Source organism: Pseudomonas sp. Irchel s3h17, assembly GCF_900187505.1.
In the GTDB taxonomy this organism is placed as follows: Bacteria; Pseudomonadota; Gammaproteobacteria; order Pseudomonadales; family Pseudomonadaceae; genus Aquipseudomonas.
In genome coordinates this window covers 88,391-112,821 of sequence record NZ_FYDL01000010.1, presented here as the reverse complement: position 1 = coordinate 112,821, position 24,431 = coordinate 88,391, and the positions used below count along the sequence as shown (strand labels likewise).

25 protein-coding genes are annotated in these 24,431 nt (G+C 61.3%); 6 read left to right on the top strand and 19 right to left on the bottom strand.

Features of this window, described 5'->3' with window-relative positions; all coding sequences use genetic code 11:
• Positions 1 to 103: 103 nt before the first annotated feature.
• The 12 genes from lipA to CKW25_RS16180 form a co-directional block, all read right to left on the bottom strand.
• Positions 104 to 1,126 carry a lipoyl synthase gene (lipA, locus tag CKW25_RS16235; protein ID WP_095080604.1) on the bottom strand — a complete coding sequence of 341 codons (1,023 nt, stop codon included), beginning with the start codon at positions 1,124 to 1,126 and terminating at the stop codon, positions 104 to 106.
• 1 nt (position 1,127) lies between these two features.
• Positions 1,128 to 1,775, bottom strand: a complete 648-nt coding sequence (lipB, locus tag CKW25_RS16230) for a lipoyl(octanoyl) transferase LipB (protein WP_095080602.1) — start codon at positions 1,773 to 1,775, stop codon at positions 1,128 to 1,130.
• Positions 1,775 to 2,050 carry a DUF493 domain-containing protein gene (locus CKW25_RS16225; RefSeq protein ID WP_095080600.1) on the bottom strand — a complete coding sequence of 92 codons (276 nt, stop codon included), beginning with the start codon at positions 2,048 to 2,050 and terminating at the stop codon, positions 1,775 to 1,777. The genes lipB and CKW25_RS16225 overlap by 1 nt, the downstream gene beginning before the upstream one ends.
• Before the next feature lie 79 nt (positions 2,051 to 2,129).
• Entirely contained in the window at positions 2,130 to 3,287 is a 1,158-nt protein-coding gene (locus tag CKW25_RS16220; RefSeq protein WP_095080598.1) for a D-alanyl-D-alanine carboxypeptidase family protein, read from the bottom strand.
• A gap of 194 nt (positions 3,288 to 3,481) precedes the next feature.
• Complete coding sequence (locus tag CKW25_RS16215; protein WP_095080596.1) at positions 3,482 to 4,492, bottom strand: septal ring lytic transglycosylase RlpA family protein; 1,011 nt, start codon at positions 4,490 to 4,492, stop codon at positions 3,482 to 3,484.
• The gene (gene mltB, locus CKW25_RS16210) at positions 4,492 to 5,502 is read right to left on the bottom strand and encodes a lytic murein transglycosylase B (protein WP_095080593.1); all 1,011 of its coding nucleotides are present in this window, start codon (positions 5,500 to 5,502) and stop codon (positions 4,492 to 4,494) included. The genes CKW25_RS16215 and mltB overlap by 1 nt, the downstream gene beginning before the upstream one ends.
• 17 nt (positions 5,503 to 5,519) lie before the next feature.
• Positions 5,520 to 6,623 carry a rod shape-determining protein RodA gene (rodA, locus tag CKW25_RS16205; protein WP_172736546.1) on the bottom strand — a complete coding sequence of 368 codons (1,104 nt, stop codon included), beginning with the start codon at positions 6,621 to 6,623 and terminating at the stop codon, positions 5,520 to 5,522.
• 31 nt (positions 6,624 to 6,654) lie between these two features.
• The gene (gene mrdA, locus CKW25_RS16200; RefSeq protein WP_095080589.1) at positions 6,655 to 8,550 is read right to left on the bottom strand and encodes a penicillin-binding protein 2; all 1,896 of its coding nucleotides are present in this window, start codon (positions 8,548 to 8,550) and stop codon (positions 6,655 to 6,657) included.
• Positions 8,551 to 8,562: 12 nt separating this feature from the next.
• On the bottom strand, positions 8,563 to 9,030 hold the full coding sequence (gene rlmH, locus CKW25_RS16195) for a 23S rRNA (pseudouridine(1915)-N(3))-methyltransferase RlmH (protein WP_003185785.1): 468 nt from the start codon (positions 9,028 to 9,030) through the stop codon (positions 8,563 to 8,565).
• A 9-nt stretch (positions 9,031 to 9,039) separates the two neighbouring features.
• Positions 9,040 to 9,534, bottom strand: coding sequence for a ribosome silencing factor (rsfS, locus tag CKW25_RS16190; RefSeq protein ID WP_095080587.1), 495 nt, complete (start codon positions 9,532 to 9,534; stop codon positions 9,040 to 9,042).
• Positions 9,535 to 9,607: 73 nt separating this feature from the next.
• The gene (nadD, locus tag CKW25_RS16185) at positions 9,608 to 10,330 is read right to left on the bottom strand and encodes a nicotinate-nucleotide adenylyltransferase (RefSeq protein WP_371850655.1); all 723 of its coding nucleotides are present in this window, start codon (positions 10,328 to 10,330) and stop codon (positions 9,608 to 9,610) included.
• On the bottom strand, positions 10,299 to 11,570 hold the full coding sequence (locus CKW25_RS16180) for a glutamate-5-semialdehyde dehydrogenase (protein ID WP_095080583.1): 1,272 nt from the start codon (positions 11,568 to 11,570) through the stop codon (positions 10,299 to 10,301). The genes nadD and CKW25_RS16180 overlap by 32 nt, the downstream gene beginning before the upstream one ends.
• A gap of 163 nt (positions 11,571 to 11,733) precedes the next feature.
• Between CKW25_RS16180 and CKW25_RS16175 the strand changes: the two genes are divergently transcribed.
• Positions 11,734 to 12,417 (top strand): DNA-3-methyladenine glycosylase, encoded by a 684-nt coding sequence (locus CKW25_RS16175; RefSeq protein ID WP_095080581.1) that lies wholly within the window; start codon positions 11,734 to 11,736, stop codon positions 12,415 to 12,417.
• A 43-nt stretch (positions 12,418 to 12,460) separates the two neighbouring features.
• On the top strand, positions 12,461 to 13,777 hold the full coding sequence (locus tag CKW25_RS16170) for a bifunctional DedA family/phosphatase PAP2 family protein (protein ID WP_095080579.1): 1,317 nt from the start codon (positions 12,461 to 12,463) through the stop codon (positions 13,775 to 13,777).
• A gap of 7 nt (positions 13,778 to 13,784) precedes the next feature.
• Here CKW25_RS16170 and CKW25_RS16165 read toward each other — a convergent pair whose 3' ends face one another.
• Genes CKW25_RS16165 through CKW25_RS16155 form a run of 3 tightly spaced genes read right to left on the bottom strand, consistent with a single transcriptional unit; the run spans position 13,785 to position 15,461 of the window.
• A complete protein-coding gene (locus CKW25_RS16165; protein WP_095080577.1) occupies positions 13,785 to 14,375 on the bottom strand; it encodes an LON peptidase substrate-binding domain-containing protein in 591 nt (196 codons plus the stop codon).
• 10 nt (positions 14,376 to 14,385) lie between these two features.
• Positions 14,386 to 15,096 (bottom strand): LrgB family protein, encoded by a 711-nt coding sequence (locus CKW25_RS16160; RefSeq protein ID WP_172736545.1) that lies wholly within the window; start codon positions 15,094 to 15,096, stop codon positions 14,386 to 14,388.
• Positions 15,097 to 15,098: 2 nt separating this feature from the next.
• Positions 15,099 to 15,461: a CidA/LrgA family protein gene (locus CKW25_RS16155; RefSeq protein ID WP_095080573.1), complete on the bottom strand. Its 363-nt coding sequence runs from the start codon at positions 15,459 to 15,461 to the stop codon at positions 15,099 to 15,101.
• 193 nt (positions 15,462 to 15,654) lie between these two features.
• Between CKW25_RS16155 and CKW25_RS16150 the strand changes: the two genes are divergently transcribed.
• The 3 genes from CKW25_RS16150 (at position 15,655) to CKW25_RS16140 (ending at position 18,601) form a co-directional block, all read left to right on the top strand.
• Positions 15,655 to 16,110 carry a MaoC family dehydratase gene (locus tag CKW25_RS16150; protein ID WP_095080571.1) on the top strand — a complete coding sequence of 152 codons (456 nt, stop codon included), beginning with the start codon at positions 15,655 to 15,657 and terminating at the stop codon, positions 16,108 to 16,110.
• Positions 16,111 to 16,213: 103 nt separating this feature from the next.
• The gene (locus CKW25_RS16145) at positions 16,214 to 17,932 is read left to right on the top strand and encodes a C13 family peptidase (RefSeq protein WP_095080569.1); all 1,719 of its coding nucleotides are present in this window, start codon (positions 16,214 to 16,216) and stop codon (positions 17,930 to 17,932) included.
• Positions 17,933 to 17,959: 27 nt separating this feature from the next.
• Positions 17,960 to 18,601, top strand: coding sequence for an oxidoreductase (locus CKW25_RS16140; protein ID WP_095080567.1), 642 nt, complete (start codon positions 17,960 to 17,962; stop codon positions 18,599 to 18,601).
• Positions 18,602 to 18,778: 177 nt separating this feature from the next.
• Here CKW25_RS16140 and CKW25_RS16135 read toward each other — a convergent pair whose 3' ends face one another.
• From CKW25_RS16135 to mpl, 3 genes are read right to left on the bottom strand one after another with little or no spacing between them, the layout of a single operon-like run.
• Complete coding sequence (locus CKW25_RS16135; protein ID WP_095080566.1) at positions 18,779 to 19,063, bottom strand: YceK/YidQ family lipoprotein; 285 nt, start codon at positions 19,061 to 19,063, stop codon at positions 18,779 to 18,781.
• On the bottom strand, positions 19,056 to 19,688 hold the full coding sequence (gene ubiX / locus CKW25_RS16130) for a flavin prenyltransferase UbiX (RefSeq protein WP_095080564.1): 633 nt from the start codon (positions 19,686 to 19,688) through the stop codon (positions 19,056 to 19,058). Before ubiX ends, CKW25_RS16135 begins: the two co-directional genes overlap by 8 nt.
• A complete protein-coding gene (mpl, locus tag CKW25_RS16125; RefSeq protein WP_095080562.1) occupies positions 19,685 to 21,034 on the bottom strand; it encodes a UDP-N-acetylmuramate:L-alanyl-gamma-D-glutamyl-meso-diaminopimelate ligase in 1,350 nt (449 codons plus the stop codon). Before mpl ends, ubiX begins: the two co-directional genes overlap by 4 nt.
• 197 nt (positions 21,035 to 21,231) lie before the next feature.
• On the opposite strand from mpl, the gene CKW25_RS16120 reads away from it, so the two are divergent.
• Positions 21,232 to 22,359, top strand: a complete 1,128-nt coding sequence (locus CKW25_RS16120; RefSeq protein ID WP_143497353.1) for a molecular chaperone DnaJ — start codon at positions 21,232 to 21,234, stop codon at positions 22,357 to 22,359.
• A 36-nt stretch (positions 22,360 to 22,395) separates the two neighbouring features.
• Here the strand turns inward: CKW25_RS16120 and CKW25_RS16115 are convergent, their stop codons facing one another.
• Positions 22,396 to 24,309, bottom strand: a complete 1,914-nt coding sequence (locus CKW25_RS16115) for a sigma-54-dependent Fis family transcriptional regulator (protein ID WP_095080555.1) — start codon at positions 24,307 to 24,309, stop codon at positions 22,396 to 22,398.
• Positions 24,310 to 24,431 lie beyond the last annotated feature (122 nt).

The window sequence follows — 24,431 nt, the reverse complement described above, 5'->3', positions numbered from 1 at the left end:
AGAGGTTCAACCACCCCGCTGGTTGCGGGAAAAGGTTGGTGTGGCAGTGGGCAGCACAAAAAAGAACGCCCGCAAGACTTTCAGGTCTTGCGGGCGTGCCGGATCAGGACGACATCAGCTCGGCCTTGACCAGCTTCGCCTGCTCGTCGGCGTGGTACGAAGAGCGTACCAGCGGGCCGGACGCGACGTTCTTGAAGCCCATCTTGTAACCTTCCTCGGCGAACCAGGCGAAGGTGTCAGGGTGCACGAAACGCTGCACGGGCAAGTGGCTGCGGGACGGTTGCAGGTACTGGCCCAGGGTCAGCATGTCGATGTCGTGCTCGCGCATGCGCTTCATGACTTCGATGACTTCCTCGTCGGTCTCGCCCAGGCCCAGCATCAGCCCGGACTTGGTCGGGATGTGCGGCATCATCTGCTTGAAGCGTTGCAGCAGGGTCAGCGACCACTGGTAATCCGAACCCGGGCGCGCCGCCTTGTACAGGCGTGGCACGGTTTCCAGGTTGTGGTTGAACACATCCGGTGGCTCGGCAGCGGTGATTTCCAGGGCGATGTCCATGCGGCCACGGTAGTCGGGCACCAGGGTCTCGAGCTGCACGTTCGGCGACAGTTTGCGGATTTCACGGATGCAGTCGGCAAAGTGCTGGGCGCCACCGTCACGCAGGTCGTCGCGGTCCACCGAGGTGATCACCACGTACTTCAGGTGCAGGTCGGCAATGGCGATGGCCAGGCTTTCCGGCTCGTTGGTGTCCAGTGGCTTCGGACGGCCGTGGCCGACGTCGCAGAACGGGCAGCGACGGGTGCAGATGTCGCCCATGATCATGAAGGTCGCGGTACCGCCGGAGAAACACTCGCCCAGGTTCGGGCAGGAGGCTTCTTCGCAGACGCTGTGCAGCTTGTGTTTGCGCAACAGGGCCTTGATCCGGTCGACTTCCGGGGACACCGGGATACGCACGCGAATCCAGTCAGGCTTTTTCGGCAGTTCGGTGGTCGGAATGATCTTCACCGGGATACGTGCAACCTTCTCGGCGCCGCGCAGCTTGACGCCGGCTTCAACCTTGGCACGCGGGGCCGGACGCTCGGTGACATCGAGCGTCGGGATCATGGTTTGCACTGCATCAGTAGTCATATCAGTCGATTCCGCCCGTTAGGGTCGTCTGCTCAGCATAGTCGAGGTGTTTGACGAGCTGCGCGCGCAGCCGGGCACTTACCTCGGCAAATTCAATCGGCCCTGCATGGTCACGCAGCTGAGTCATTGCCAGCCCAGCGTAGCCACAGGGGTTAATCCGTCGGAACGGCTCAAGGTCCATATCCACGTTCAGGGCCAGGCCATGAAAGGAGCAACCGTGGCGGATCCGCAGCCCCAGAGAAGCGATTTTCGCACCGTTGACGTAGACGCCCGGCGCATCGGCCTTGGCCACGGCGGTGACGCCGTAGCTGGCCAGCAGTTCGATCAGGCACTGTTCCATCCGGCTGACCAGGTCACGCACACCGAACCCCAGCTTGCGCACATCCAGCAGCAGATAAGCCACCAGCTGGCCCGGACCGTGGTAGGTCACCTGGCCACCCCGGTCGACCTGCACCACCGGAATATCGCCAGGCAGCAACAGGTGTTCAGCCTTGCCGGCCTGCCCCTGGGTGAATACCGGCGGGTGCTCGACCAGCCAGATTTCATCGGCCCGCTCGCTGCCACGCTCATTGGTAAAACGTTGCATGGCATGCCAAACCGGCTCGTAAGCCAGCTGGCCGAGCTCGCGAAAACCCAGCGATTCAGACATCACAGCACCATGTGCACGAAACCGGTCGCCCGCAACTCGCTGTTGATGTCGTAGAGCTGTTCCTGGCCGGTCGCGATGATGTGCAACTGGATGGTGGTGTACTTGCCATTGGTACTCTGGCGCTCGGCCAGGGTCTTGTGGTCAACGGTGGCGTGCTTCTCCAGGATCGCGATGATCTTGTCCTTGAAGCCCACACCGGTATCGCCGATCACCTTGATCGGGTAATCCTCGCAAGGGAATTCGATCTTTGGCGCCTTTACTTCGGTATCTGTCATGGCGTAACGGCCTCGTAAGCCGTGGCAACGGACATGGCCCCGCTCCGGGTGGGAGCGGGGCCATGCAGGTCCACACTAATCAGTTGAACAAGCCGTAGAAGAATAGACGGATGCTATCCCACATGCGGCGGAAGATACCACCTTCGTCGACCCCGTCCAGTGCGATCAGGTCAGCGCTGTGCACCACCTTGTCGTCCAGTTTGACTTCGACTTTACCAATCACGTCGCCTTTGGCGATCGGCGCGATCAGCTGTGGATTCATGGTCATGCTGGCAGCGAGCTTTTTCAGCTGGCCTTTTGGCAGGGTCATGGTCAGGTCTTGCGCCAGGCCGGCCTTGACCTGGTTGGTGGTGCCCTTCCAGACAGGAGCCTGAGCCAGCTCGGCGCCTTTCTGGTAGAAGGTCTGGGTTTCGAAGAAACGGAAACCGTAGGTCAGCAGCTTCTGGGTTTCGGCTGCACGCGCGGTGTCACTGTTGGTGCCGAACACCACGGAGACCAGGCGCATGCCATCACGTACCGCCGAGGACACCAGGCAGTAGCCGGCTTCGTCGGTGTGACCGGTTTTCAGACCGTCGACAGTCTTGTCGCGCCACAGCAGCAGGTTGCGGTTCGGTTGCTTGATACCGTTCCAGAAGAACTCTTTCTGCGAGTAGATCGCGTAGTGAGTCGGGTCTTCGTGGATGATCGCGCGAGCCAGGATGGCCATGTCGTGAGCCGACGAGTAGTGCTCAGGATTTGGCAAACCGGTCGGGTTCATGAAGTGGCTGTTGGTCATGCCCAGGTCGGCAGCGGTTTTGTTCATCATGTCGGCGAAGGCGTCTTCGCTGCCGGCGATGTGCTCGGCGAGCGCAACACTGGCGTCGTTGCCCGACTGGATGATGATGCCGTGCAACAGGTCGCTGACAGAGACCTGGGAGCCGACCTTGATGAACATCCGCGAGCCACCGGTACGCCAGGCGTTTTCGCTGACGGTCACCGGATCGTTTTCACCGATCTGGCCACGACGGATTTCCAGCGTCGCGATGTACGCGGTCATCAGCTTGGTCAGGCTGGCGGGCGGCAGACGCTGGTCACCGTTGTTCTCGACAAGCACGTTGCCGCTGCTGGCGTCCATCAGCACATAGGCTTTGGCGGCCAGTTGCGGTGGCGACGGCATCATCTCGACCGCGAAGGCGGCCGGTGAGAGGAGCAGCGGGACTAGCAGGAACAGGCGTTTGGCAAAGGTGGTGATGTTCATCCGTCTCTCGAAATCGCTAATGGAAACTTGCCCTTGCGGGCAAAACTAATCTGACAACCTTCACCGCACGAGGCCTGAGGGTTGTCGCGTGTTCAGTTGTTCACTCTGCGACCCTTGCCGGGTTCTTGTTCTACAACGAGCCAACAACCAGGTTCACCCCTCACACTGCAAGTGAACCTTGAATCAGGCATTGCTTACTCGGCCGTCACCAGGCTCGGCGAACCGAGATTGGCCAGGCGCACACTGTTTTGCACTTGGGCAACTTCGCCCTGGGAGGCGATTGGCCCCAGGCGAACCCGATGCAGCGTCTGTTGATTACGCACGATGGAGCTGATGAACACCGGGGCGCTCACCATCGAACTCAACTTCGACCTCAGGAGCTCCGCAGCGTCCGGGTTGGCGAACGCGCCCACCTGCAGATACTGGCCAGAGGCTGCTACCGAAGCGTTTTTCTTTGTTTCAAGCTGCACCGGTATCACGGCGGCCGCGTGTTGCTGCGGCGGCGGCGTCCATTGTTCAACCTTGCCGGCGGAAGCGGTGATGACCGGGGCGCTATTCTGCGCGATTTGTGGCTCCTTGAGCATCAGCGGCGCCGGCTGGCCCTTGGCCGCCCACCACTCCTGAGGATCGATGCCCTCGACCTTGACCCGCGCCGTGCCGGTTTCGGCATAGCCGAGCTTCTTCGCTGCCGCATAGGACAAGTCGATGATGCGATCGGAGTAGAACGGCCCGCGATCGTTGACCCGCAGGATCACCGTACGATGGTTGTCCAGGTTGGTGACGCGTACATACGCGGGCAGCGGCAGCGTCTTGTGGGCGGCGCTCATGCCGTACAGGTCATACACCTCGCCGTTGGCCGTGTTCTGGCCATGGAACTTGGTGCCGTACCAGGACGCCGTGCCCGTGGCGACATAGCGCTTGGACTCGGGCATCGGGTAATAAGTCTTGCCCAGCACCGTGTAGGGGTTGGCCTTGTAGGCGCCGCTGTGCAGGGTCGGTGTCGCATCGGGAATGCGTGAAACGTCCACATCCCACCACGGCGCGCCGTCTTTGTGGGCGCGGTTGATGTCCAGGCCCGGCGCGGGGCGTGCCGCGGCCGGTGCCTTGGGTTGCGGCGCGCGACTGGTCGAACAACTGGCCACGAGCATCGACAACGCAGCGAAAGCCACCAGCTTCAAGGGTGTGCGGATTGGCGATGCTGGCATTACTTGACGCCCCGTGCTTGGACCAACTGCTCAGACAACTGATGTACGGCCATGGCGTACATCACGCTGCGGTTATAACGCGTGATCGCGTAGAAATTCTTCAGGCCCATCCAGTATTCCGGGCCATTGTCGCCTTCCAGACGAAACGCGGTGACCGGCATATCGTCGCGCAGCGCATCATGACTCGACCAGCCCAGGGCTCGCAACTCCCCGACGGTTTTCACCGGTTCAATGCCAACGGTCAAACCTTCGTCGACCTGATCGCCACGCACTTCAGCGAGACTGACCACCGGTTGCCCGGCTTCCCAGCCGTGGCGCTTGAAGTAGCTGGCAACGCTGCCGATGGCGTCGTCGGCGTTGGTCCAGATATTAATGTGGCCATCGCCGTCGAAATCCACCGCATAGGCGCGGAAACTGCTCGGCATGAATTGTGGCAGCCCCATGGCGCCGGCGTACGACCCCTTGAGCGTCAGCGGGTCGACCTGCTCTTCCCGGGCCAGCAGCAGGAACTCACGCAATTCCTTGCGGAAGAACTCGGCACGTGGAGGGTAGTCGAAACCCAGGGTCGACAAGGCGTCGATCACCCGGTAATTGCCGGTATTACGACCAAAAAAGGTCTCGACACCGATGATCGAGACGATCACCTGGGCCGGCACACCGTATTCCTGCTCGGCACGGGCCAGGACGGCCTCATGCTGACGCCAGAAGTCCACGCCGCGGGCAATTCGCGCGTCCGTGAGGAACATCGGGCGATATTCTTTCCATTGTTTGACCCGCTCGGCGGGCCGTGAGATCGCGTCGAGAATCGACTGCTTGCGCTGCGCCTCACGGAACACGCCCATCAACTGCTCTCCGGCGAAGCCGTAGTCGCGGGTCATTTCACCGACAAATTCGGCCACCTGGGGCGAGCCTTCATATTCGCCGGCCAGCGCCTGCGGCGCCGTGCCAAGGATGCTTACCAGGCCGACCCAGGGTGCGTATCGAGTCGCCCAGCCACGCATTACTTGCATTGAAATCTTCACCTTATTCAAACTTGCGCGATCCACTTACGATGGGTATGGATCGACATCAAAACCCCAAACGCTGACAGCAGTGTTACCAGCGAAGTTCCGCCGTAGCTAATGAACGGCAACGGCACCCCCACTACCGGCAACAGGCCACTGACCATACCGATGTTGACGAAAACGTAAACAAAAAACGTCATCGTCAGCGCACCGGCCAGCAATTTGCCAAACAATGTCTGCGCCTGGGCGGTAATCACCAGCCCACGGCCAATCAACAACAGATAAACCAGCAACAAGGCACAGATGCCCACCAGGCCGAACTCCTCGCCCATCACCGCGATGATGAAGTCGGTGTGGCTTTCCGGCAGGAAGTCCAGGTGCGACTGGGTGCCCAGCAACCAGCCCTTGCCGAACACGCCACCGGAACCGATGGCGGCCTTGGACTGAATGATGTTCCAGCCGGTACCCAGCGGATCGCTTTCCGGGTCGAGGAAGGTCAGCACACGCTGCTTCTGGTAGTCGTGCATGACGAAGAACCACATGGCAATCGCCACGGGCACCGCCGCGGCCAGCACACTGACAATCCAGCGCCAGCGCAGCCCGCCCATGAACAGCACGAAAGCACCGCCTGCCAGGATCAGCAGCGAGGTCCCGAGGTCCGGCTGGCGCACGATCAGGATGAACGGCACGCCAATCAACAGCAGGCTGATGCCAACGTGCTTGAGCTGCGGCGGCAAGCTGCGCTTGGCCAGGTACCAGGCAATGGTCGCCGGCATGATGATTTTCATGAATTCCGAGGGCTGGAAGCGAATCACCCCGGGAATGTTGATCCAGCGCGTTGCCCCCATGGCGTTGTGGCCCATGATGTCCACCACCAGCAGCAACACAACGCCGACCACATAGCCCAACGGCACCCAGCGCGCCATGAAACGCGGCTCGAACTGGGCGATCACGATCATCGACACCAGGCCGATACCGAACGACGTGGCTTGCTTGGCCAGCAGGTCCCAGCTCTTGCCGCTGGCCGAATACAGCACGAACAGGCTACCGGCGGCGAGGATCAACAGCAGGATCAGCAACGGGCCGTCGATGTGCATGCGTTGCAGCAGTGTCGCGCGGCGACGCATCACATCTTCACTGGAGAGGATGCGATCAAAATTACTCTTCACGGGCCGTAGCCTCCGCGCTGATAGGGCTGGCGAACTCAGGCTTGAGCCGGCCGTCCTGGTCCAGGAGCCAGGCGTCCATGATCTGTCGCACCACCGGTGCCGCGACGCCGGAGCCGGACTCACCGTTCTCGACCATCACCGACACCACGATTTTCGGGTTGTCGGCCGGGGCAAAGCCGACGAACAAGGCGTGGTCACGGTGGCGTTCCTGGACCTTGGAGCGGTCGTACCTCTCGCCTTGCTTGATCGCCACCACCTGGGCGGTACCCGACTTGCCCGCGATCCGATACTGCGCTCCGATGGCGGCTTTACGCGCCGTACCACGGGCGCCATGCATCACTTGCTGCATACCGTGGTTGACTCGGGCCCAGTCCGCCGGATCGCGCAGGACGATGTCCGGGATCGGGTTTTCATCCACCGGCTTTTCGCCCTCGATGGTCTTGGCCAGGTGCGGACGGATCCATTTGCCCTTGCTCGCCACCAGTGCTGTGGCCTGCGCCAGTTGCAACGGAGTCGACTGCATGTAGCCCTGGCCGATCCCCAGAATCAAGGTTTCGCCCGGGAACCAGGCCTGGCGACGGGTGGCGCGCTTCCACTCGCGGGACGGCATCAGGCCTGGCGATTCCTCGAACATGTCCAGCGAGACCTTCTGGCCAATGCCGAACTTGTTCATGTACGTCGACAACCGATCAATCCCCAGCTTGTGGGCCAGGTCATAGAAGTAGGTGTCATTGGACCGCATGATCGCCGTGTCCAGATCGACATAGCCATCACCCGAACGGTTCCAGTTGCGATACTTGTGATCGTAATTGGGCAGCTGGTAGTAGCCCGGGTCGTAAACCCTGGACGAGGCGGTCACCACGCCGGCGTCCAGCCCGGCAATCGCCACGGCCGGCTTGATGGTCGAACCCGGTGGGTACAAGCCGCGCAGTACGCGGTTGAACAACGGCCGATCGATGGAATCACGCAGCTCGGCGTAGGCCTTGAAACTGATGCCGGTCACGAACAGGTTCGGGTCGAAACTGGGCTGGCTGACCATCGCCAGCACTTCGCCGGTGTTCGGGTCCAGTGCAACCACCGCGCCACGACGTCCGCCCAGTGCCGCCTCGGCGGCTTCCTGCAGCTTGATGTCCAGGCTCAGGATGATGTCCTTGCCGGGAATCGGATCGGTACGCTTGAGCACCCGCAACACACGGCCACGGGCGTTGGTCTCGACCTCTTCGTAGCCGACCTGCCCGTGCAACTGAGGCTCGTAGAAGCGCTCGATACCGGTCTTGCCGATGTGATGGGTACCGCTGTAGTTCACCGGGTCGAGGGTCTTGAGCTCTTTTTCGTTGATCCGCCCCATGTACCCGACCGAGTGCGCGAAATGCGCCCCCTGCGGGTAGTGACGTACCAACTGCGCAACCACTTCAACGCCTGGCAAGCGGAACTGATTGACCGCAATGCGGGCAATCTGCTCTTCCGTCAGTTCGAACAGGATCGGCACCGGCTCGAAAGGCCGGCGCCCCTGGCGCATGCGTTTTTCGAAAATCGCCCGGTCTTCGGGTGTCAGCTGCAGCACTTCGACGATTACATCGAGTACTTGCTGCCAATCGCCGGAGCGCTCGCGCGTCATGCTCAGGCTGAAGCTGGGCCGGTTATCGGCAATCACCACGCCATTACGGTCGAAGATCAAGCCGCGAGTCGGTGGAATCGGCTGAACGTGGACGCGGTTGTTTTCCGACAGGGTCGAGTGGTACTCGTATTGAATCACCTGCAAGTAATACAACCGCGCAATCAGCACGCAGATCAGCACCACGACCGCAATGGCACCGAACACGACGCGACTACGCACCAGACGGGCGTCTTTTTCGTGGTCCTTGATGCGGATCGGCTGAGACATGAGCGCGTAGAACTACTTGTGGTAAGGGTGGCCGGACAAGACTGTCCAGGCACGATACAGCTGTTCACCGATCAGGATCCGCACCAGCGGGTGCGGCAAGGTCAGTGGCGACAACGACCAGCGCTGATCCGCCCGCGCACACACTTCCGGTGCCAGCCCCTCGGGGCCGCCGACCATGAAGTTGACCGTGCGTGAGTCCAGCCGCCAGCGATCGAGTTCCACGGCCAACTGCTCCGTGCTCCACGGCTTGCCATGGACTTCGAGGGTGACGATGCGCTCGTTGGGGCCGACCTTGGCCAGCATGGCTTCGCCTTCCTGGCGAATGAAACGCGCCACGTCAGCATTCTTGCCACGGGTATTGAGCGGTATTTCCACCAGTTCCAGCGCCAGCTCGGAAGGAAGACGCTTGGCATATTCATGCCAGCCTTCTTCCACCCACTTGGGCATGCGTGAACCGACGGCGATCAGTCGCAGTCGCACAGCGAGCCCTTATTGCTGGTCTTTGTTGAGCTTGGTGAAGTGCTCGTGGCCGACTTCAGGGCTGTGGTGCTTGCCATCGGCGGCACGGCTCTGCTCGGCACCTTCCCACAGGCGCTCCAGGTCGTAGAACTGGCGGGCATTGGAGGTCATCATGTGCACGATGACATCGTCCATGTCCAGCAGCACCCAGTCGCTGTCGCCCTTGCCTTCTTCACCCAGCGGCTTGACGCCCTGGGCTTTGACCGCTTCGCGGACTTTGTCCAGCATCGCGCCGATCTGACGGTTGGAAGTACCTGTCGCGATGATCATGAAGTCTGTGATGCTCTGCTTTTCACGAACGTCGATCACCAGGATGTCCTGGGCCTTGACGTCTTCCAGGGCCGCCACGGAGACCTTGACCAACGCTTCGCCGACAAGCGCCGGGCCGGTGGCAGCCTCTACTGGCAGCGGGGCGCTCTTGAACGTGCCTTTGCGCTTTACTTTAGTTACGTCTTTGTCAGTCATATAAAACTCGTTTTGCTCGTATGTTCGGGCGCTTCAATACACGTTGTTGCCACGTGCCTTGAAGCACTCCTATTCAGTTCGACGCACGGTAAAGCCCGTGCGCATCGATGTAGGCCAGGACCGCGTCGGGCACCAGGAAACGTACCGACTTACCGCTGGCCAGCAGTTGACGGATCTGGGTGGCGGATACCGCGAGCGGTGTCTGCCAGACGAATGCAATCTGTCCACTCGGCCCATCAAGGGCCAGCGGGTCGCTCACCGAGCGCGCTGCCAGCAGGTTGCGCAAGGCATCCGGCGGTTCGCTGTCGGCATCCGGGCGTTGCAGCACCAGGATGTGGCAATGCTGGAGCAACTCTTCCCAGCGGTGCCAAGTGGGCAGGCCGCAAAATGCGTCCCAGCCCAAAAGCAGAAACAACTGGTCGTCAGCGGCGAGTTCCGCGCGCATCAGCTCCAGGGTGTCGATAGTGTAGGACGGTTTGTCGCGCTTGAGCTCGCGGTCGTCCACCTTCAACGGTGCAACCCCAACTACCGCGCATTCGACCATCGCCAGACGGTCAAGCGCCGATACCTGCGGCGTATCCCGATGTGGCGGCCTGGCGCTGGGCGTCAGGCGCACCTCATCGAGCGTCAATGACTCGGCCACTTCCAGCGCACCGCGCAAATGGCCAACGTGCACCGGATCGAAGGTCCCGCCCAAGACACCAATGCGCCGAGGCCGAGGTTCGAGGGCAGTCGCAGCGGCGCTTTTGCCGAGGTCGCCCAAGTCAGACCGACTCCTGACCGCGCAACTGGCCATCACCGACCACAATGTACTTCTCGCAGGTCAGACCTTCGAGACCCACCGGGCCGCGGGCGTGCAGCTTATCAGTAGAAATGCCAATCTCGGCACCCAATCCGTATTCGAATCCATCGGCAAAGCACGTTGGCGTGTTGATCATCACCGAGGCCGAGTCGACTTCAGCCACGAAACGCCGGGCTTCGCCCTGGTGTTCGCTGACAATCGAGTCGGTGTGGTGCGAGCCGTAATGGTTGATGTGTTCAATTGCCTGGTCCAGGCCATCGACCACCAGGATCGACAAAATCGGCGCCAGGTATTCGGTGCTCCAGTCTTCCTCGGTCGCCGCCACGGCGTCGATGATGCCGCGGGTACGCTCGCAGCCACGCAGTTCAACGCCTTTTTCGCGGAACTGGGCAGCCATGGCCGGCAGGAAGTCCTTGGCGACCGCCTGGTCGACCAGCAGGGTTTCCATGGCGCCGCAGATGCCGTAGCGGTACGTCTTGGCATTGAACGCAATGCGCTGGGCCTTCGCCAGCTCGGCGTGAGCACTGACGTAGACATGGCAGATGCCGTCCAGGTGCTTGATCACCGGCACGCGGGCATCGCGGCTGACGCGTTCGATCAGGCCCTTGCCGCCGCGCGGCACGATCACATCGACATACTCGGGCATGGTGATCAGCGCGCCAACGGCGGCGCGGTCGGTGGTTTCGACCACTTGCACCACGGCCGCCGGCAAGCCGGCCTCGGCCAGGCCGCGCTGAATGCAGGCGGCAATGGCACGGTTGGAGTGAATCGCCTCGGAACCACCGCGCAGGATGGTCGCGTTACCCGACTTCAGGCACAGGCTCGCGGCATCGATGGTCACGTTCGGCCGCGACTCATAGATGATCCCGACCACACCCAGGGGCACGCGCATCTTGCCGACCTGGATACCTGACGGCCGATAACTCATGTCGCGGATCGAGCCTACCGGGTCGGGCAACGCCGCCACCTGGCGCAAACCGACGATCATGCCGTCGATGCGTGCCGGGGTCAGGGCCAGACGTTCGAGCATGGCCGGCTCAAGCCCATTGGCCCGGCCAGCGGCCAGGTCAAGTTCATTGGCGGCGGTCAACTCGTCGCGAGCGGCATCCAGCGCGTTGGCGGCCGCCAGCAGGGCACGGTTTTTCTGCCCGGTACTGGCGCGGCCGATCACGCGGGAAGCGTCGCGGGCAGCGCGACCCAAACGGGTCATGTAGTCAAGAACGGACTCAGTCATGGTCTGGTGTGGTCTTGGCAAAGAGGAAACGGAAGATTATAGCTGCCGCGCCCGCCTACTAACAGCGGTGACGGGCGGATGGTCAAAATAGACAGCATTCAGCCTCGATAAAGGCCGTCGTTGTTATCATAACGTCATATTTGGTCTCTATAACGCTGCCCCCATGCCCAAGCCGAGCACTCCGAAGCCGCCAAAAGCCCTGCCCGACAGCTTTTTCAACCGCGATGCCCAGCTACTGGCCTGTGAACTGCTGGGCAAAGTGATTCGTCATCGGGTTGGCGATCTATGGCTTTCGGCGCGCATTATCGAGACAGAAGCCTATTACTGTGATGAAAAGGGCAGCCACGCCTCCCTCGGCTATACAGAAAAGCGTAAGGCTTTGTTTCTGGATGGAGGCCACATCTATATGTATTACGCCCGGGGCGGTGACTCACTGAACTTCAGCGCTCACGGGCCGGGCAATGCGGTGCTGATCAAGTCGGCCTACCCTTGGGTCGATGACGTATCCGGGCCGGCGAGCCTGGCCCAGATGCTGCTCAACAACCCCGATGCCAATGGCCGGCCACGCGCATCGCAAAAGCTCTGCGCCGGCCAGACGCTGCTATGCAAGGCGCTGGGGTTGAAGGTACCGATCTGGGATGCCAAGCGCTTCGATCATGAAGTGCTGTTTGTCGAAGACATCGGCAGGCCGCCCAATCGCGTCATCCAGACCACGCGCCTGGGCATCCCCCATGGCCGTGACGAACACCTGATGTACCGCTTCGTCGACAGTGCCTACGCCCCCTACTGCTCGCGGAACCCTCTGCGCCGGGGCCAGGTCGAAGGCCGCGACTATTTGCTGATCTGAACCACCGCCCTGCGGACTAACGAAAAACAATGGAGTTGTCTTTATGGGCCCTTGGCTCGATAGCGTGACCGTCTGGTTGACGGCAAACCCGCAATGGCTGGCGGCGGCGGTATTCATCGTCGCCTGTGTCGAGTGCCTGGCGATTGCCGGCCTGATCGTACCCGGCACCGTGCTGCTGTTTGCCGTGGCGGTCCTGGCCGGCAGTGGCGCCCTGTCATTGGGCGAAACCCTGCTACTGGGCTTTCTCGGCGGCATGCTGGGTGACGTGGTGTCGTACTTCCTGGGGCGGCACTTCCACCAGAACATCCGCCGCCTGCCCGGACTGCGCCACCACCCCGAGTGGATCGGCAGCGCCGAAGCCTATTTCCAGCGCTACGGGATCGCCAGCCTGCTGGTCGGGCGCTTTATCGGGCCATTGCGGCCGATGCTGCCCATGGTAGCCGGGATGTTCGACATGCCCTTCCCGCGCTTTTTTGCGGTGAGCCTGCTCGCCGGCGCGGGTTGGGCAGTGGCGTACCTGTTGCCGGGCTGGGCCACGGGAGCCGCCATTCGCCTGCCGCTGCCCGAAGGATTCTGGCCCCAGGCCGGGCTGGTGGTCGGCAGCATTGCGGTATTGATCGGCCTGAGCATCAACAGCAGCTTGCGCAGCCATCGCCGGGCCACCCTGCTGATTTCCGGCCTCAGCCTGGTGATACTGGGCGGGCTGTTCATCGGCTACTCGCACCTCACGGCCTTCGACCAGGGCTTGATGACACTGGTCCAGGAACACCGCAGCCCCTTGCTGGATGAACTGGCGGTGATGTTCACCCAGCTCGGTGAGTTCAAGCACATGCTGGTGATCAGCGCGGCACTGACGATCCTGCTGTTGGTCACTCGACAATGGCGACACATGGTCTTCGCCGGCGCCACCCTGCTGATCACCGCGCTGGCCAATACCGGCACCAAGCACCTGCTTGCCCGCGTGCGCCCGGAAGTGCTGAGCGACCCGCTGACCAGCTACAGCATGCCCAGCGGCCACGCCTCAGGCTCGTTTGCGCTGTTCCTGACGCTGGCCGTGCTGGCCGGTCGCGGCCAACCGCAGCGGATGCGCCTGACCTGGCTACTGCTTGGTTGCTTGCCAGCCCTGACGATTGCCTTGTCGCGTGTTTATCTGGGGGCCCACTGGCCGACCGACGTGCTGGCTGGCGCCATGCTGGCAGCCTGTGTCTGCGCCGCCAGCCTGTGGCTGAGTCAACGCCAGACACCACTGAAGGCGATGCCGGCAAAAGCCTGGTGGCTGGTAGTGCCAACGATGGTGGCATTGTTCGGTTTTTTCGCGTTGTGGCATTTGCCCCATGCGATGGCGCGGTATGCCTACTGACACAACATCAGACAAACAACTCTCCCTGCAATTTATCCAGCAACGCCTGAATCGCATCCAGGCGTTGCTGCGGGTCGTCGAGTTGCAGCAAGTCAATCTTGTCCAGCTCCGAAAACGGCAGCAGATAGGCCAACTGATTGGCCAGCGATTGCCGACCTGAAACCTCGCCGCCCATGTTCAGGGCCTCGACCATCGGGTGTTCGGCCAATGCCCTGAGCAAGGCGATCAAGTCGGAATCGTCATCCTGCAACGATTGTTCAGGCGCCTCTTCCAGCCACTCGACGTCTGCGACGATCAACTGATCCTGGCGGACGTCGGCCCCCAGCACATGAAAGCGTCGCCCGCCCTGCACACGAATCCCCAACAAACCATTGTCCTGCTGGGTGAAATCGGTGATCCGCGCCTCGCATCCGAAAACCGCACAGCCGCTGGCGGCAGCACCGACTTCCTCGCCCTCCAGGATGCACACCACGCCAAAGCCTTCGCCCTGTTTCATGCAGCGGCCAATCATGTCCAGGTAGCGCGCCTCGAAAATCTGCAAATCGAGGGTGCAACCAGGGAACAGCACCGTGTTCAGAGGGAAAAGCGCCAGACTCATAAAGATTTCCTTAAACCACCATCGACACCGCCAACGGCAGGAGCACTGCCGTGGCCACGCCCATCAGGCTCATCGCCAACGCGGCAAATGCACCGCACTCTTCACTTTCCTGCAAGGCCACCGAAGTGCCGACCGCATGGGCGGTCATGCCTAGCGCCATGCCACGCGCCTCGGGCCCATGGACACCCAGCCGGGTCAAAAGGGCCGGACCGAAAATCGCCCCGATCACCCCGGTAATCAATACGAACACCGCGGCCAACGCCGCTACCCCGCCAATCTGTTCGGCCACCAGCATTGCGATCGGCGAGGTCACCGACTTCGGCGCCATGGTCATCAGGATCATGTGCTCGGCGCCAAACCACCAGCCCAGCAACACCCCCATGCCGGTGGCGACCACGCCACCTATCACCAGCGTAGTAAACACTGGCCAGAACAGTTGGCGAATCCGCCGCAGATTAAGATAGAGCGGTACCGCCAGCGCAACGGTCGCCGGTCCCAGCAGGATGCTGAGGATTTCCGTACTTTTACGGTACTCGGCGTAGGTCAACCCACAGGCGAGCAGCACGCCGATCACCAGCAGCATCGAGACCAGCACCGGCTGCAGAAAGATCCAGCGGGTTTTCTCGAATGCCGCCAGCACCAGTTGATAGGCCCCCAGGGTAATCCCGATGCCGAACAATGGGTGATGAATGACCGCCGCCAATGCACCTTGCCAATCCATCATCATGGCCTGTTCCCCCGCTGCGCCTGACGCTTGACCATGCGTTGCATCAGCACGCCAGCAAAGGCCATGGACAACAGCAGCGACAGGACCAGTGCGCCAACGATGGCCCAGAAATCGGCGGCGATATCGGCCGCATACACCATCACACCCACGGCCGGCGGTACCAGCAGCAGTGGCAAGTAACGCAGCAGGCTCCCGGCCGCCAGGTTCAACGGCTCGCCCACTTCACCGCGGATGATCAAGAACACCAGCAACAGCAGCAGACCGACAATCGGCCCCGGCAACACCGGCACAAACAGATGGTTGATGGCAGTGCCGAGCAACTGAAACAGCACCAGCCAGGTCAGGCCGCGAAGCAACATTCGACATCTCCAGCAAAACTTGTCCCCCCACAAGCGGGCCGGACATTATAAGCATGGCATCTGCTATGCATGGGTATTCGCCAAAGGTATGGAAGCTTGACCGGAACAAACCGCCATGATGATCTAAAGTGGTTGTTCGGGGCCCGACCCCCACTCAAAAACTACAAAAGTGATGAACTCAAGGAGAGTCTCAATGCCCTATGTTCCAGTTGCAGAGCTCAATGATTATGTCGGCAAGGAACTCGGACGTTCCGAATGGCTCACCATCGATCAGGAACGCATCAACCTGTTCGCTGAAGCCACAGGCGATTTTCAGTTCATCCACGTTGATCCGGTCAAGGCAGCACAGACCCCGTTTGGCGGCACAATTGCCCACGGTTTCCTGTCGCTGTCACTGATTCCGAAACTGATGGAAGACATCCTCATCCTGCCGCAAGGCGCGAAGATGTTAGTCAACTACGGCCTGGACAGCGTGCGTTTCATCCAACCGGTGAAAGTCAATTCCAGGGTTCGCCTCAAGGTCGAGCTGGGAGAAGTGACCGAGAAGAAACCCGGCCAGTGGCTGCTCAAGGCCATCGCCACGCTGGAAATCGAAGGTCAGGAAAAACCGGCGTACGTCGCTGAATCGCTGTCGCTGGCGTTCGTGTAACCCTTGTCGGGTGCGAGGCGGCTGTAGCTGTTTCGCACCGCGTCTCTATATATCAGACACATAGCTGCGGCATACTCGGTCGCCTAATTGCCCGGATCCTGCTATGCGCTCACTTGCACCTCTTGCACTGACCCTGTTGCTCACCGCATGCGGCGACGGCGAATCGCTGTTGCCGCCTGACGCACGCCTGCCCGATGGCGGTCGGTATCGGGGCGATCTGGTCAATGGGTTGCTGCAAGGCGAGGGTCGCATCGACTACCCGAACGGCGCCTGGTACGCCGGCCAATTCGACAAGGGCCAGTGGCATGGCCAGGGCGAATGGCACGGCAGCAACGGCGAGGTCTATCGCGGTGGCTTCCACCAGGGCCTGTTCCATGGCCAGGGCATGCTGACTACCCATGACAACAGCTACACCGGCGGTTTCAAGTTGGGCCGACGCGAGGGTGAAGGCACGCTCAAGGAAAGCGGCATGACCTATCGCGGCGAGTTCAAGGCCGATCAGTATTCCGGCCTCGGGCGACTGGAACTCGAAGACGGCAGCCAGTACCAGGGCCAGTTCGCCCATGGCAAGCCCAATGGCGAAGGCCAGCGCAGCGATGTCAGCGGCAATCAGTTCAGCGGGCACTTCGTCGAGGGTCAACTGGACGGCAACGGCACCTTCAGCAGCGCCGAAGGCGACGCCTATGTCGGCGGTTTCAAACAGAATCAGCTACATGGCAAGGGCCGCTACGAAAATGCCGACGGCGATGTCTGGATCGGCCAATTCAAGGAAGGCGCGCTCAATGGCAAGGGCGAGCTGATCGGCGCTGACAACAGCCACTATATCGGCCACTTCAGCGACTGGCGCTTCACTGGGCAAGGCCGCCTGAACCTGGCCGACGGCAGTTTTTACATCGGCCAGTTCGACAATGACAGTTATCAGGGGCATGGCACCCTGGTGCTGACCGATGGCACAGTGCAAAGCGGTGAGTGGATCAACGGTCAACGCGTACGCGATGCCGATGGCAAATTGCTGCCCGACACCCTCGAACTGGGACTGCTCGCGCAAGGACGGCTGCTCGAAGCGGCACTGGCCAATGTGCCGGCCTCAACACCCGCGATCGAGCTGTACAGCCTGACACTGGGCGGCGATGGCAAGCAGAGCGTGTTCCTGCGTGAGTCCGACTACGTCAGCAACATGCTCGCCAGCCGCTTCGGCGCCTACGGCCAGATCCGCCTGGTCAATCATCGCGAACACCTCGGTGACCGGCCGATGGCCACCCGCGAGAACCTGCGCCGCGCCGCCCTGACCCTGGCCGAACGCAGCGGACCGGAAGACTTGCTGTTCATCTACCTGACCAGTCATGGCACTCAAGAACACGAACTGGTACTCGACCAACCCCGAATGGAACTGGCCGACCTGCCGGCCGATGAGTTGGCCAGCGTGCTGGCCCCGCTGAAAAACCGCGACAAGATCATCGTGATTTCCGCCTGCTATTCCGGCGGTTTCATCCCGGCGCTCAAAGACGAACGCACCCTGATCATGACCGCCTCCCGCGCCGATCGGGTGTCCTTCGGCTGCTCGGAGGAAGCGGACTTCACTTACTTCGGCGATGCCCTGTTCGCCCAGGCCCTGAACCAGAGCGACGATCTGGAGCAAGCGTTCAAGCTGGCCAAGGCAGCAGTCGCCGAGCGCGAGCTGGCGGACAGCTTCGAAGCCTCCGAACCACAAATCTGGGCGCCCAAGGGCGTTCTAGCGCGCTGGCAAGCCCTGCGCAAGCAACAAGCAAGAAAAGCCCTGCAAAGTGCCGCCTCGGACAGCAAGGAAACAAAGAGCAACTAAGCTGAACAGTATCAAGGGAGAAACACTATGTACTTGACGCCTCAGCACATACTCCTCGCTGGAGCCACCGGCCTGACCGGTGAACATTTGCTCGATCGCCTGCTCAGTGAACCGACTGTCAGCCGCGTGCTGGCACCGTCACGCCGGCCACTGGCAGAACATCCCCACCTTGAAAACCCGGTCGGCGAGCCGACGGTGTTCCTGCCACAGCTCAGCGGGCGGGTGGATACCGCCTACTGCTGCCTGGGCACGACCATCAAGAAGGCCGGCTCCGAGCAGGCCTTCCGCGCCGTCGACCTGGACATGGTGGTGGCCTTCGCCAAACGGGCGCGCGAAATGGGCGCACGGCACCTGATCGTGATCAGCGCCTTGGGGGCCGACCCGAAATCATCGGTGTTCTACAACCGCGTCAAAGGTGAAATGGAGCAGGCCCTGCGCGCCCAGGACTGGCCACAACTGACCATCTGCCGGCCTTCCCTGCTGCTGGGCGAACGCCTGGAGCCACGCCTGGCCGAGAAAGTGGCCGGCCCGTTGTCGCGGCTGCTTCCCGGCAAATACCATGGTATCGAAGCCTGCCAACTGGCCCGCGCCATGTGGCGCCTGGCACTGGAAGAACAGGATGGCGTGCGGATTGTCGAATCGGATGAGTTGCGCAAGTTAGGCAAGTAATTTCGCAGACCAACACCGTCCCTGTGGCGAGGGAGCTTGCTCCCGCTGGGCTGCACAGCGCCCCCCCAACAAGATGATTACTGTCTTTCAGATGAACCTCGGCGACCCTTTTTTGGGCGGCTGCGCAGCCCAGCGCGAGCAAGCCACAGGCCATGTATCAAGGAACCGGGCTGACCGCTACAACCCGCCCGTCGCCTGAAACCCAACGCCCAGCACCGTCAAGAGCGACAACGGCAACAGCAATGTGTCGAGCAGTGCGCTGGCCGGCAAATCAAGGCCTGGATAGCTCGGCGCTTCAGCACCAAACCGGTCCATCGCGCAACATCCGCCCTGCATCACATACAGATCGAGCCGGGTTCCGGAGTACACCAGCGGCGCTCCCGGCTTGGCGGCGTCCAGGGTGCGCACGGTGGCGCAGCCGGCCAGTTGCAATGCCAGCAGGATCACCAGCAGCTTATTCATCGCTGCTGAGATGGTGCTCGCCCCAGCGTGGCAGCATGTCTTGCGGGATGTTCAGCACGTTGAGAATCCGCGCGACGACAAAATCCACCAGGTCATCGATGGTCTGTGGCTGGTGATAGAAACCCGGTGACGCGGGAAGAATGGTCACGCCCATGTTCGACAGTTTGAGCATGTTTTCCAGGTGAATACTGGAATACGGTGCCTCGCGCGGCACCAGAATCAACTGCCGACGCTCTTTCAACGTCACGTCGGCGGCGCGCTCGATCAGGTTGTTGCAGGCGCCCATCGCGATTGCCGATAACGTCCCGGTGGAACACGGCACCACCACCATCGCCGCTGGCGAGCCAGAGCCCGAGGCCACCGGCGACATCCAGTCTTCCTTGCCGTAGACCCGAATCTGCCCGGCCACCGCACCGGTGTACTCGGTGAGGAAGGCCTGCATCATTTGCGGCTTGGCCGGCAGCGTGACATCGGTCTCGGTGGCCATCACCAGTTGCGCGGCCTTGGAGATCAGGAAATGCACCTCCCGGTCTTCGCGCACCAGGCAGTCAAGCAGCCGCAAGCCGTACTGGGCGCCAGAGGCGCCGGTCATGGCCAGCGTGACGCGGTCCGGACCGTTGTTCATTTAAGCGCCTCGGCCAGTTTGCCGTGCAGGCCGCCGAAGCCGCCGTTGCTCATGATCACCACATGCGTGCCTGGCCGGGCCTGGCCCTTGACCCGCTCGATGATGCCTTCCAGTGAATCGCTGACGATCGAGGGCACCGTGCACTGCGCGGCGGTACCGGCCAGGTCCCAGCCCAGGTTGGCCGGGGCATACCAGATCACCTGATCGGCATCGACCACGCTTTCCGGCAAACCGTCACGGTGTGCACCGAGCTTCATCGAGTTGGAGCGCGGCTCGATGATCGCGATCAACGGCGCGTCGCCAATGCGTTTGCGCAGGCCGTCGAGGGTGGTGGCGATGGCGGTCGGGTGGTGGGCAAAGTCATCGTAAATGGTAATGCCGTTAACCTGCGCCACGACTTCCATCCGGCGCTTCACGCTTTTGAACGCGCTCAATGCCGCGATGCCCATGGCCGGAACCACGCCCACATGACGAGCGGCCGCCAGCGTTGCCAGGGCGTTGGCCACGTTGTGCTGACCGGTCATGTCCCAGTCGACCACACCTTGCGCGACGCCTTCGAACAGCACTTCGAAACGGGAGCCATCTTCACTCAACAACTTGACCTGCCACTGCCCGCCCACCCCCGTGGTTTGCACCGGGGTCCAGCAGCCCATCTCGATCACCCGCTGCAAAGCCGGCTCGGTGGTCGGGTGAATCACCAGGCCTTCACTCGGGATGGTCCGTACCAGATGGTGGAACTGCCGCTCGATGGCCGGCAGATCGGGGAAAATGTCGGCGTGATCGAACTCAAGGTTATTGAGGATCGCGGTCCGCGGGCGGTAGTGCACGAACTTCGAGCGTTTGTCGAAGAAGGCGCTGTCGTATTCGTCGGCTTCGATCACGAAGAATGGCGTGTCGCCCAGGCGGGCCGACACCGAGAAATTCTGCGGCACGCCACCGATCAGGAAACCCGGGCTCATGCCCGCGTGCTCCAGCACCCAGGCGAGCATGCTGCTGGTGGTGGTCTTGCCGTGGGTACCGGCGACGGCGAGTACCCAGCGCCCTTGCAGCACATGGTCGGCTAGCCATTGCGGGCCGGAGACGTAAGGCAAACCTTTGTTCAACACGTATTCGACCGCCGGGTTGCCGCGGGACATGGCGTTGCCGATCACCACAAGGTCCGGTGCCGGATCGAGTTGGGCCGGATCGTAGCCTTGCGTCAGCTCAATACCCTGAGCCTCCAGCTGAGTGCTCATCGGCGGATAGACGTTGGCGTCGGAGCCGGTCACACGATGGCCCAGCTCTTTGGCCAGAACCGCCATCGAACCCATGAAAGTGCCGCAGATACCCAGAATATGAATGTGCATAGTCAACCTCGTAAAACATCGAGGCAGGTTAGCGTAGAGGGCCAAAAATCGCACCTTGTGTTTAGGCGGCTCGACGATGGCTTCCCATCACGCTATACAACATTCAGAATCGTCCCGCGCTAAATGGCAACACCTTTGGCATGATCAGCCGCGATCATACCGCCTCTACCTTGGGGTAGATCACCTTGAGCCCTCTCATGAATAACAACACTACTCAGCTCAGCATCGCTCCTGACTCAGGAATTAAAAAACTGTCCGCCGGGCAACGAAAATTCAACGGGCTTGTCAAGAAAATCGAAAAACAGAGGCCGATTCTCCAGGCATGGGAAACCTCAACCCCGCTTTATATCGAACGCTGGCACTCTGAGTTCACCCCCCAACTCGACAAACTTCATCAACAGACTCTTGAGCTCGTGCATGTCCTTGATGACCTCAGCGAACGGACCAAGCTCTCGAAAGCCGATCGCAAGACATTGACTCAGGAGATTTGCTCCCAAGCCTTCTCATTGATCGATAGCGACAGTTGCAACGATGAGCAAGAGGCCATCCTCAAAGCGCTGTACAACAAACACAGCGGCCGTGACTTCGATGCCGATGAACGTGAAGAAGACGAGCTATTCATGCAGGGACTGCAAGAGATGTTCGGCGTTGAGCTGGACAACGATATCGACATGCAGTCTGCTGATGACATTGCGCAAAAAATCTACGAGCGACAACAAGCCGAGCAAACGGCACAGCAACAAAAACCGGGTAAAAAAACCGCGCGCCAACTGCGCGAGGAAGCAGAGGCCGCCCAAGCCAGCCAATCGGTGCGCGAAGTTTACCGCAAGCTGGCCAGTGCCCTACACCCTGACCGAGAAACCGATCCCGACGAGCGCGAACGCAAGACCGTACTGATGCAACGTGTCAACCACGCTTATAGCGAACGGAACCTGCTTGAACTATTGCACCTGCAGTTGGAAATAGAGCACATCGACGCGGACACCCTCGGCACACTTTCCGCCGACCGGCTCAAGCACTACAACCAGGTACTCACCGAACAGCTCAACGAGTTGCAGCAGGAGGTGATTGCCCAGGAGCGGGCGTTCAAACAGCAATTCAACCTCGATCCGTTCGATGAGGTGACTCCTCGGAATCTGTCTGGCAAGTACCAATATCAACTCAATACGCTACTCATCGACACCGAAGAGCTGAGCATCCTGTGTGAAGAACTGAAGGATCCCAAAACCCTGAAAGCCTGGCTCAAGGCGCAAAGGGAGTATCAGAAGGCCATGGACTTTGACGATGATCTATTTGATGACCTCCCGGACATATTCTTTCGCTGAGCAACTGTCGCTCAGTGTTATTCAAGGCCGTACTCTCTACCGCGTAATCCCGTGCTTGCGCAGCTTTCTATAGAGGGTGTTACGGCTGACCCCCAGCTGTTCGGCGGTGTGGGTCATGTGCCAGCGCTGTTGCTCCAGGGCATTGAGCAGGGCCAGGCGTTCGGCATCGTCCAGTGGATGCTCCGACATCGCCTCGGCGACCAGCGCCACCACGGGGCGGGCCTGACGGATGATTGCCGGCAAGTCCTCCACCCTGATTCGCCCGTCCTCACACAAGGCCGCCAAGGTCCTTAACACGTTGCGCAGCTGACGCACGTTGCCCGGCCAGTCAAATCCCAGCAGGGCCTGACGCGCCGACGCCTCGATCACGACCCCTTCTCCCCCTGCTTCTTCGGCCAGCAGGAAATCGAGCAACAGGGATTTGTCCGTTCGGTCACGCAATGCCGGTAGCGCGACTTCCAGTCCATTGAGCCGGTAATACAAATCTTCACGGAAGCTGCCGTCCTGCACCCGCCCCAGCAGATCCCGGTGGGTCGCACTGATGATCCGCACATTGACCGGTTCCGGCTCCCCCCCGATCGGGACCACCTGGCGATCTTCCAGCACCCGTAACAACCGGGTCTGCAAGGCCAGGGGCATGTCGCCGATTTCATCGAGGAACAAGGTACCGCCATCGGCCTGCTGCAACTTGCCGCGCATGCCCTCTTTGCGTGCACCGGTAAAGCTGCCGCCGCGATAACCGAACAGTTCGCTCTCGATCAGGCTTTCAGGGATCGCCGCACAGTTGAGGGCGACGAAGGCTTTTTCGGCACGCTGACTGGCCTGATGCACGGCCTTGGCGAACGCTTCCTTGCCGGAGCCGGTTTCGCCATTGATTAGCAGCGGCACATCGCGCTCAAACACCCGCAAGGCTCTGCGAAAGTCCGTCTGCAAGCCTTCGTCGCCCAGACAAATACCCGACAACGCCGAACGTTCGGGGGCCACCGCTGCCGGCATCACCGGCACCGGAGCACGGCGCGCCTGGCCCCGCACCACGGCAAACAGATGCCGCCCGTCGCGGGTACGCAACGGCCAACTGGCACTGGCATTGGCGCTCGCCCGGCCCAACAGGTCATCCAGTGAGCAGTCGAAAAACGCCTCCACCGGCTTGCCCAGCAGCCCGCCGCGAATATGCCCCAACAGGTTCAGCGCACTCTGGTTGACCGCGCTGATCCGCCCTTCCCCATCGAACGCCAGCAACCCTTCACTGAACAGCCCCACGGATTCGGCTTGCAGGTGAAAACGCAACAACCATTGATTGTCGAAATAGCGCAGGAAGTAGCAGCTCTCGATCATCTTCGCCGAGAGGTTGACCAGCGCCATGGTGTGGAACTGGCTCTGCCGCGAGACATCGTGGCGCGCCGACGACACGTCGAGCACCGCCAGAAGTTCGCCATGGGGGTCGAACACCGGGCTCGCCGAGCAGGTCAGCCCCGTATGGCGACCGCGAAAGTGTTCATCCTGGTGAATGGTCAGCGCCTGGCGCTCCACCAGGCAGGTGCCGATGCCATTGGTGCCTTCGCAGGCCTCACTCCAGTCGGCGCCCAGCCAGAGACCGGCGCGCTCGAAGATCTTGCGTTCGGCGGGCGCCGTGACGCAGTTGAGGATGACTCCGCGGGCGTCGGTCAGGAGCACCGCGTGGCCGGCCCCGGACAATTGCTGATGCAGGCTGGTCATTTCGCCGCCGGCGATGTGCAGCACTTGCTGCAGGCGTTCACGACTCTCAAGCACGCGACCGTGTTCAAGCACCGTCGGCGCCATGGTCAGGGCCGGGTCGAGGTGATAGTCCTCAAGGCAACGCAGCCACGAACGGGCAATGGACGGATCACTGCCCGGCCCATGCAACTGGTGCTTGCCTTGAGTGACCGTCAGGACTTGCCGGGCATGGCGACTCAAATGATTGTCGTGCATTTCTTATTGTTCTCCCCGGGGCTGGAAGGCCTTGTGTGAGGTGACGCCCAGCATCCTCCAGCCTCACCCGTATTGCAATGCCGGCCCGACCTGCCAGTCACAGGCTGTGCCACAAGCGGTAC

Bases quoted from the DNA above. Each gene is read 5' to 3' on its own strand.
- lipA (WP_095080604.1), bottom strand. From the start codon at position 1,126: ATGACTACTGATGCAGTGCAAACCATGATCCCGACGCTCGATGTCACC.
- lipB (WP_095080602.1), bottom strand. From the start codon at position 1,775: ATGTCTGAATCGCTGGGTTTTCGCGAGCTCGGCCAGCTGGCTTACGAG.
- CKW25_RS16225 (WP_095080600.1), bottom strand. From the start codon at position 2,050: ATGACAGATACCGAAGTAAAGGCGCCAAAGATCGAATTCCCTTGCGAG.
- CKW25_RS16220 (WP_095080598.1), bottom strand. From the start codon at position 3,287: ATGAACATCACCACCTTTGCCAAACGCCTGTTCCTGCTAGTCCCGCTG.
- CKW25_RS16215 (WP_095080596.1), bottom strand. From the start codon at position 4,492: ATGCCAGCATCGCCAATCCGCACACCCTTGAAGCTGGTGGCTTTCGCT.
- mltB (WP_095080593.1), bottom strand. From the start codon at position 5,502: ATGCAAGTAATGCGTGGCTGGGCGACTCGATACGCACCCTGGGTCGGC.
- rodA (WP_172736546.1), bottom strand. From the start codon at position 6,623: ATGCGTCGCCGCGCGACACTGCTGCAACGCATGCACATCGACGGCCCG.
- mrdA (WP_095080589.1), bottom strand. From the start codon at position 8,550: ATGTCTCAGCCGATCCGCATCAAGGACCACGAAAAAGACGCCCGTCTG.
- rsfS (WP_095080587.1), bottom strand. From the start codon at position 9,534: ATGACTGACAAAGACGTAACTAAAGTAAAGCGCAAAGGCACGTTCAAG.
- nadD (WP_371850655.1), bottom strand. From the start codon at position 10,330: ATGGCCAGTTGCGCGGTCAGGAGTCGGTCTGACTTGGGCGACCTCGGC.
- CKW25_RS16180 (WP_095080583.1), bottom strand. From the start codon at position 11,570: ATGACTGAGTCCGTTCTTGACTACATGACCCGTTTGGGTCGCGCTGCC.
- CKW25_RS16175 (WP_095080581.1), top strand. From the start codon at position 11,734: ATGCCCAAGCCGAGCACTCCGAAGCCGCCAAAAGCCCTGCCCGACAGC.
- CKW25_RS16170 (WP_095080579.1), top strand. From the start codon at position 12,461: ATGGGCCCTTGGCTCGATAGCGTGACCGTCTGGTTGACGGCAAACCCG.
- CKW25_RS16165 (WP_095080577.1), bottom strand. From the start codon at position 14,375: ATGAGTCTGGCGCTTTTCCCTCTGAACACGGTGCTGTTCCCTGGTTGC.
- CKW25_RS16160 (WP_172736545.1), bottom strand. From the start codon at position 15,096: ATGGATTGGCAAGGTGCATTGGCGGCGGTCATTCATCACCCATTGTTC.
- CKW25_RS16155 (WP_095080573.1), bottom strand. From the start codon at position 15,461: ATGTTGCTTCGCGGCCTGACCTGGCTGGTGCTGTTTCAGTTGCTCGGC.
- CKW25_RS16150 (WP_095080571.1), top strand. From the start codon at position 15,655: ATGCCCTATGTTCCAGTTGCAGAGCTCAATGATTATGTCGGCAAGGAA.
- CKW25_RS16145 (WP_095080569.1), top strand. From the start codon at position 16,214: ATGCGCTCACTTGCACCTCTTGCACTGACCCTGTTGCTCACCGCATGC.
- CKW25_RS16140 (WP_095080567.1), top strand. From the start codon at position 17,960: ATGTACTTGACGCCTCAGCACATACTCCTCGCTGGAGCCACCGGCCTG.
- CKW25_RS16135 (WP_095080566.1), bottom strand. From the start codon at position 19,063: ATGAATAAGCTGCTGGTGATCCTGCTGGCATTGCAACTGGCCGGCTGC.
- ubiX (WP_095080564.1), bottom strand. From the start codon at position 19,688: ATGAACAACGGTCCGGACCGCGTCACGCTGGCCATGACCGGCGCCTCT.
- mpl (WP_095080562.1), bottom strand. From the start codon at position 21,034: ATGCACATTCATATTCTGGGTATCTGCGGCACTTTCATGGGTTCGATG.
- CKW25_RS16120 (WP_143497353.1), top strand. From the start codon at position 21,232: ATGAATAACAACACTACTCAGCTCAGCATCGCTCCTGACTCAGGAATT.
- CKW25_RS16115 (WP_095080555.1), bottom strand. From the start codon at position 24,309: ATGCACGACAATCATTTGAGTCGCCATGCCCGGCAAGTCCTGACGGTC.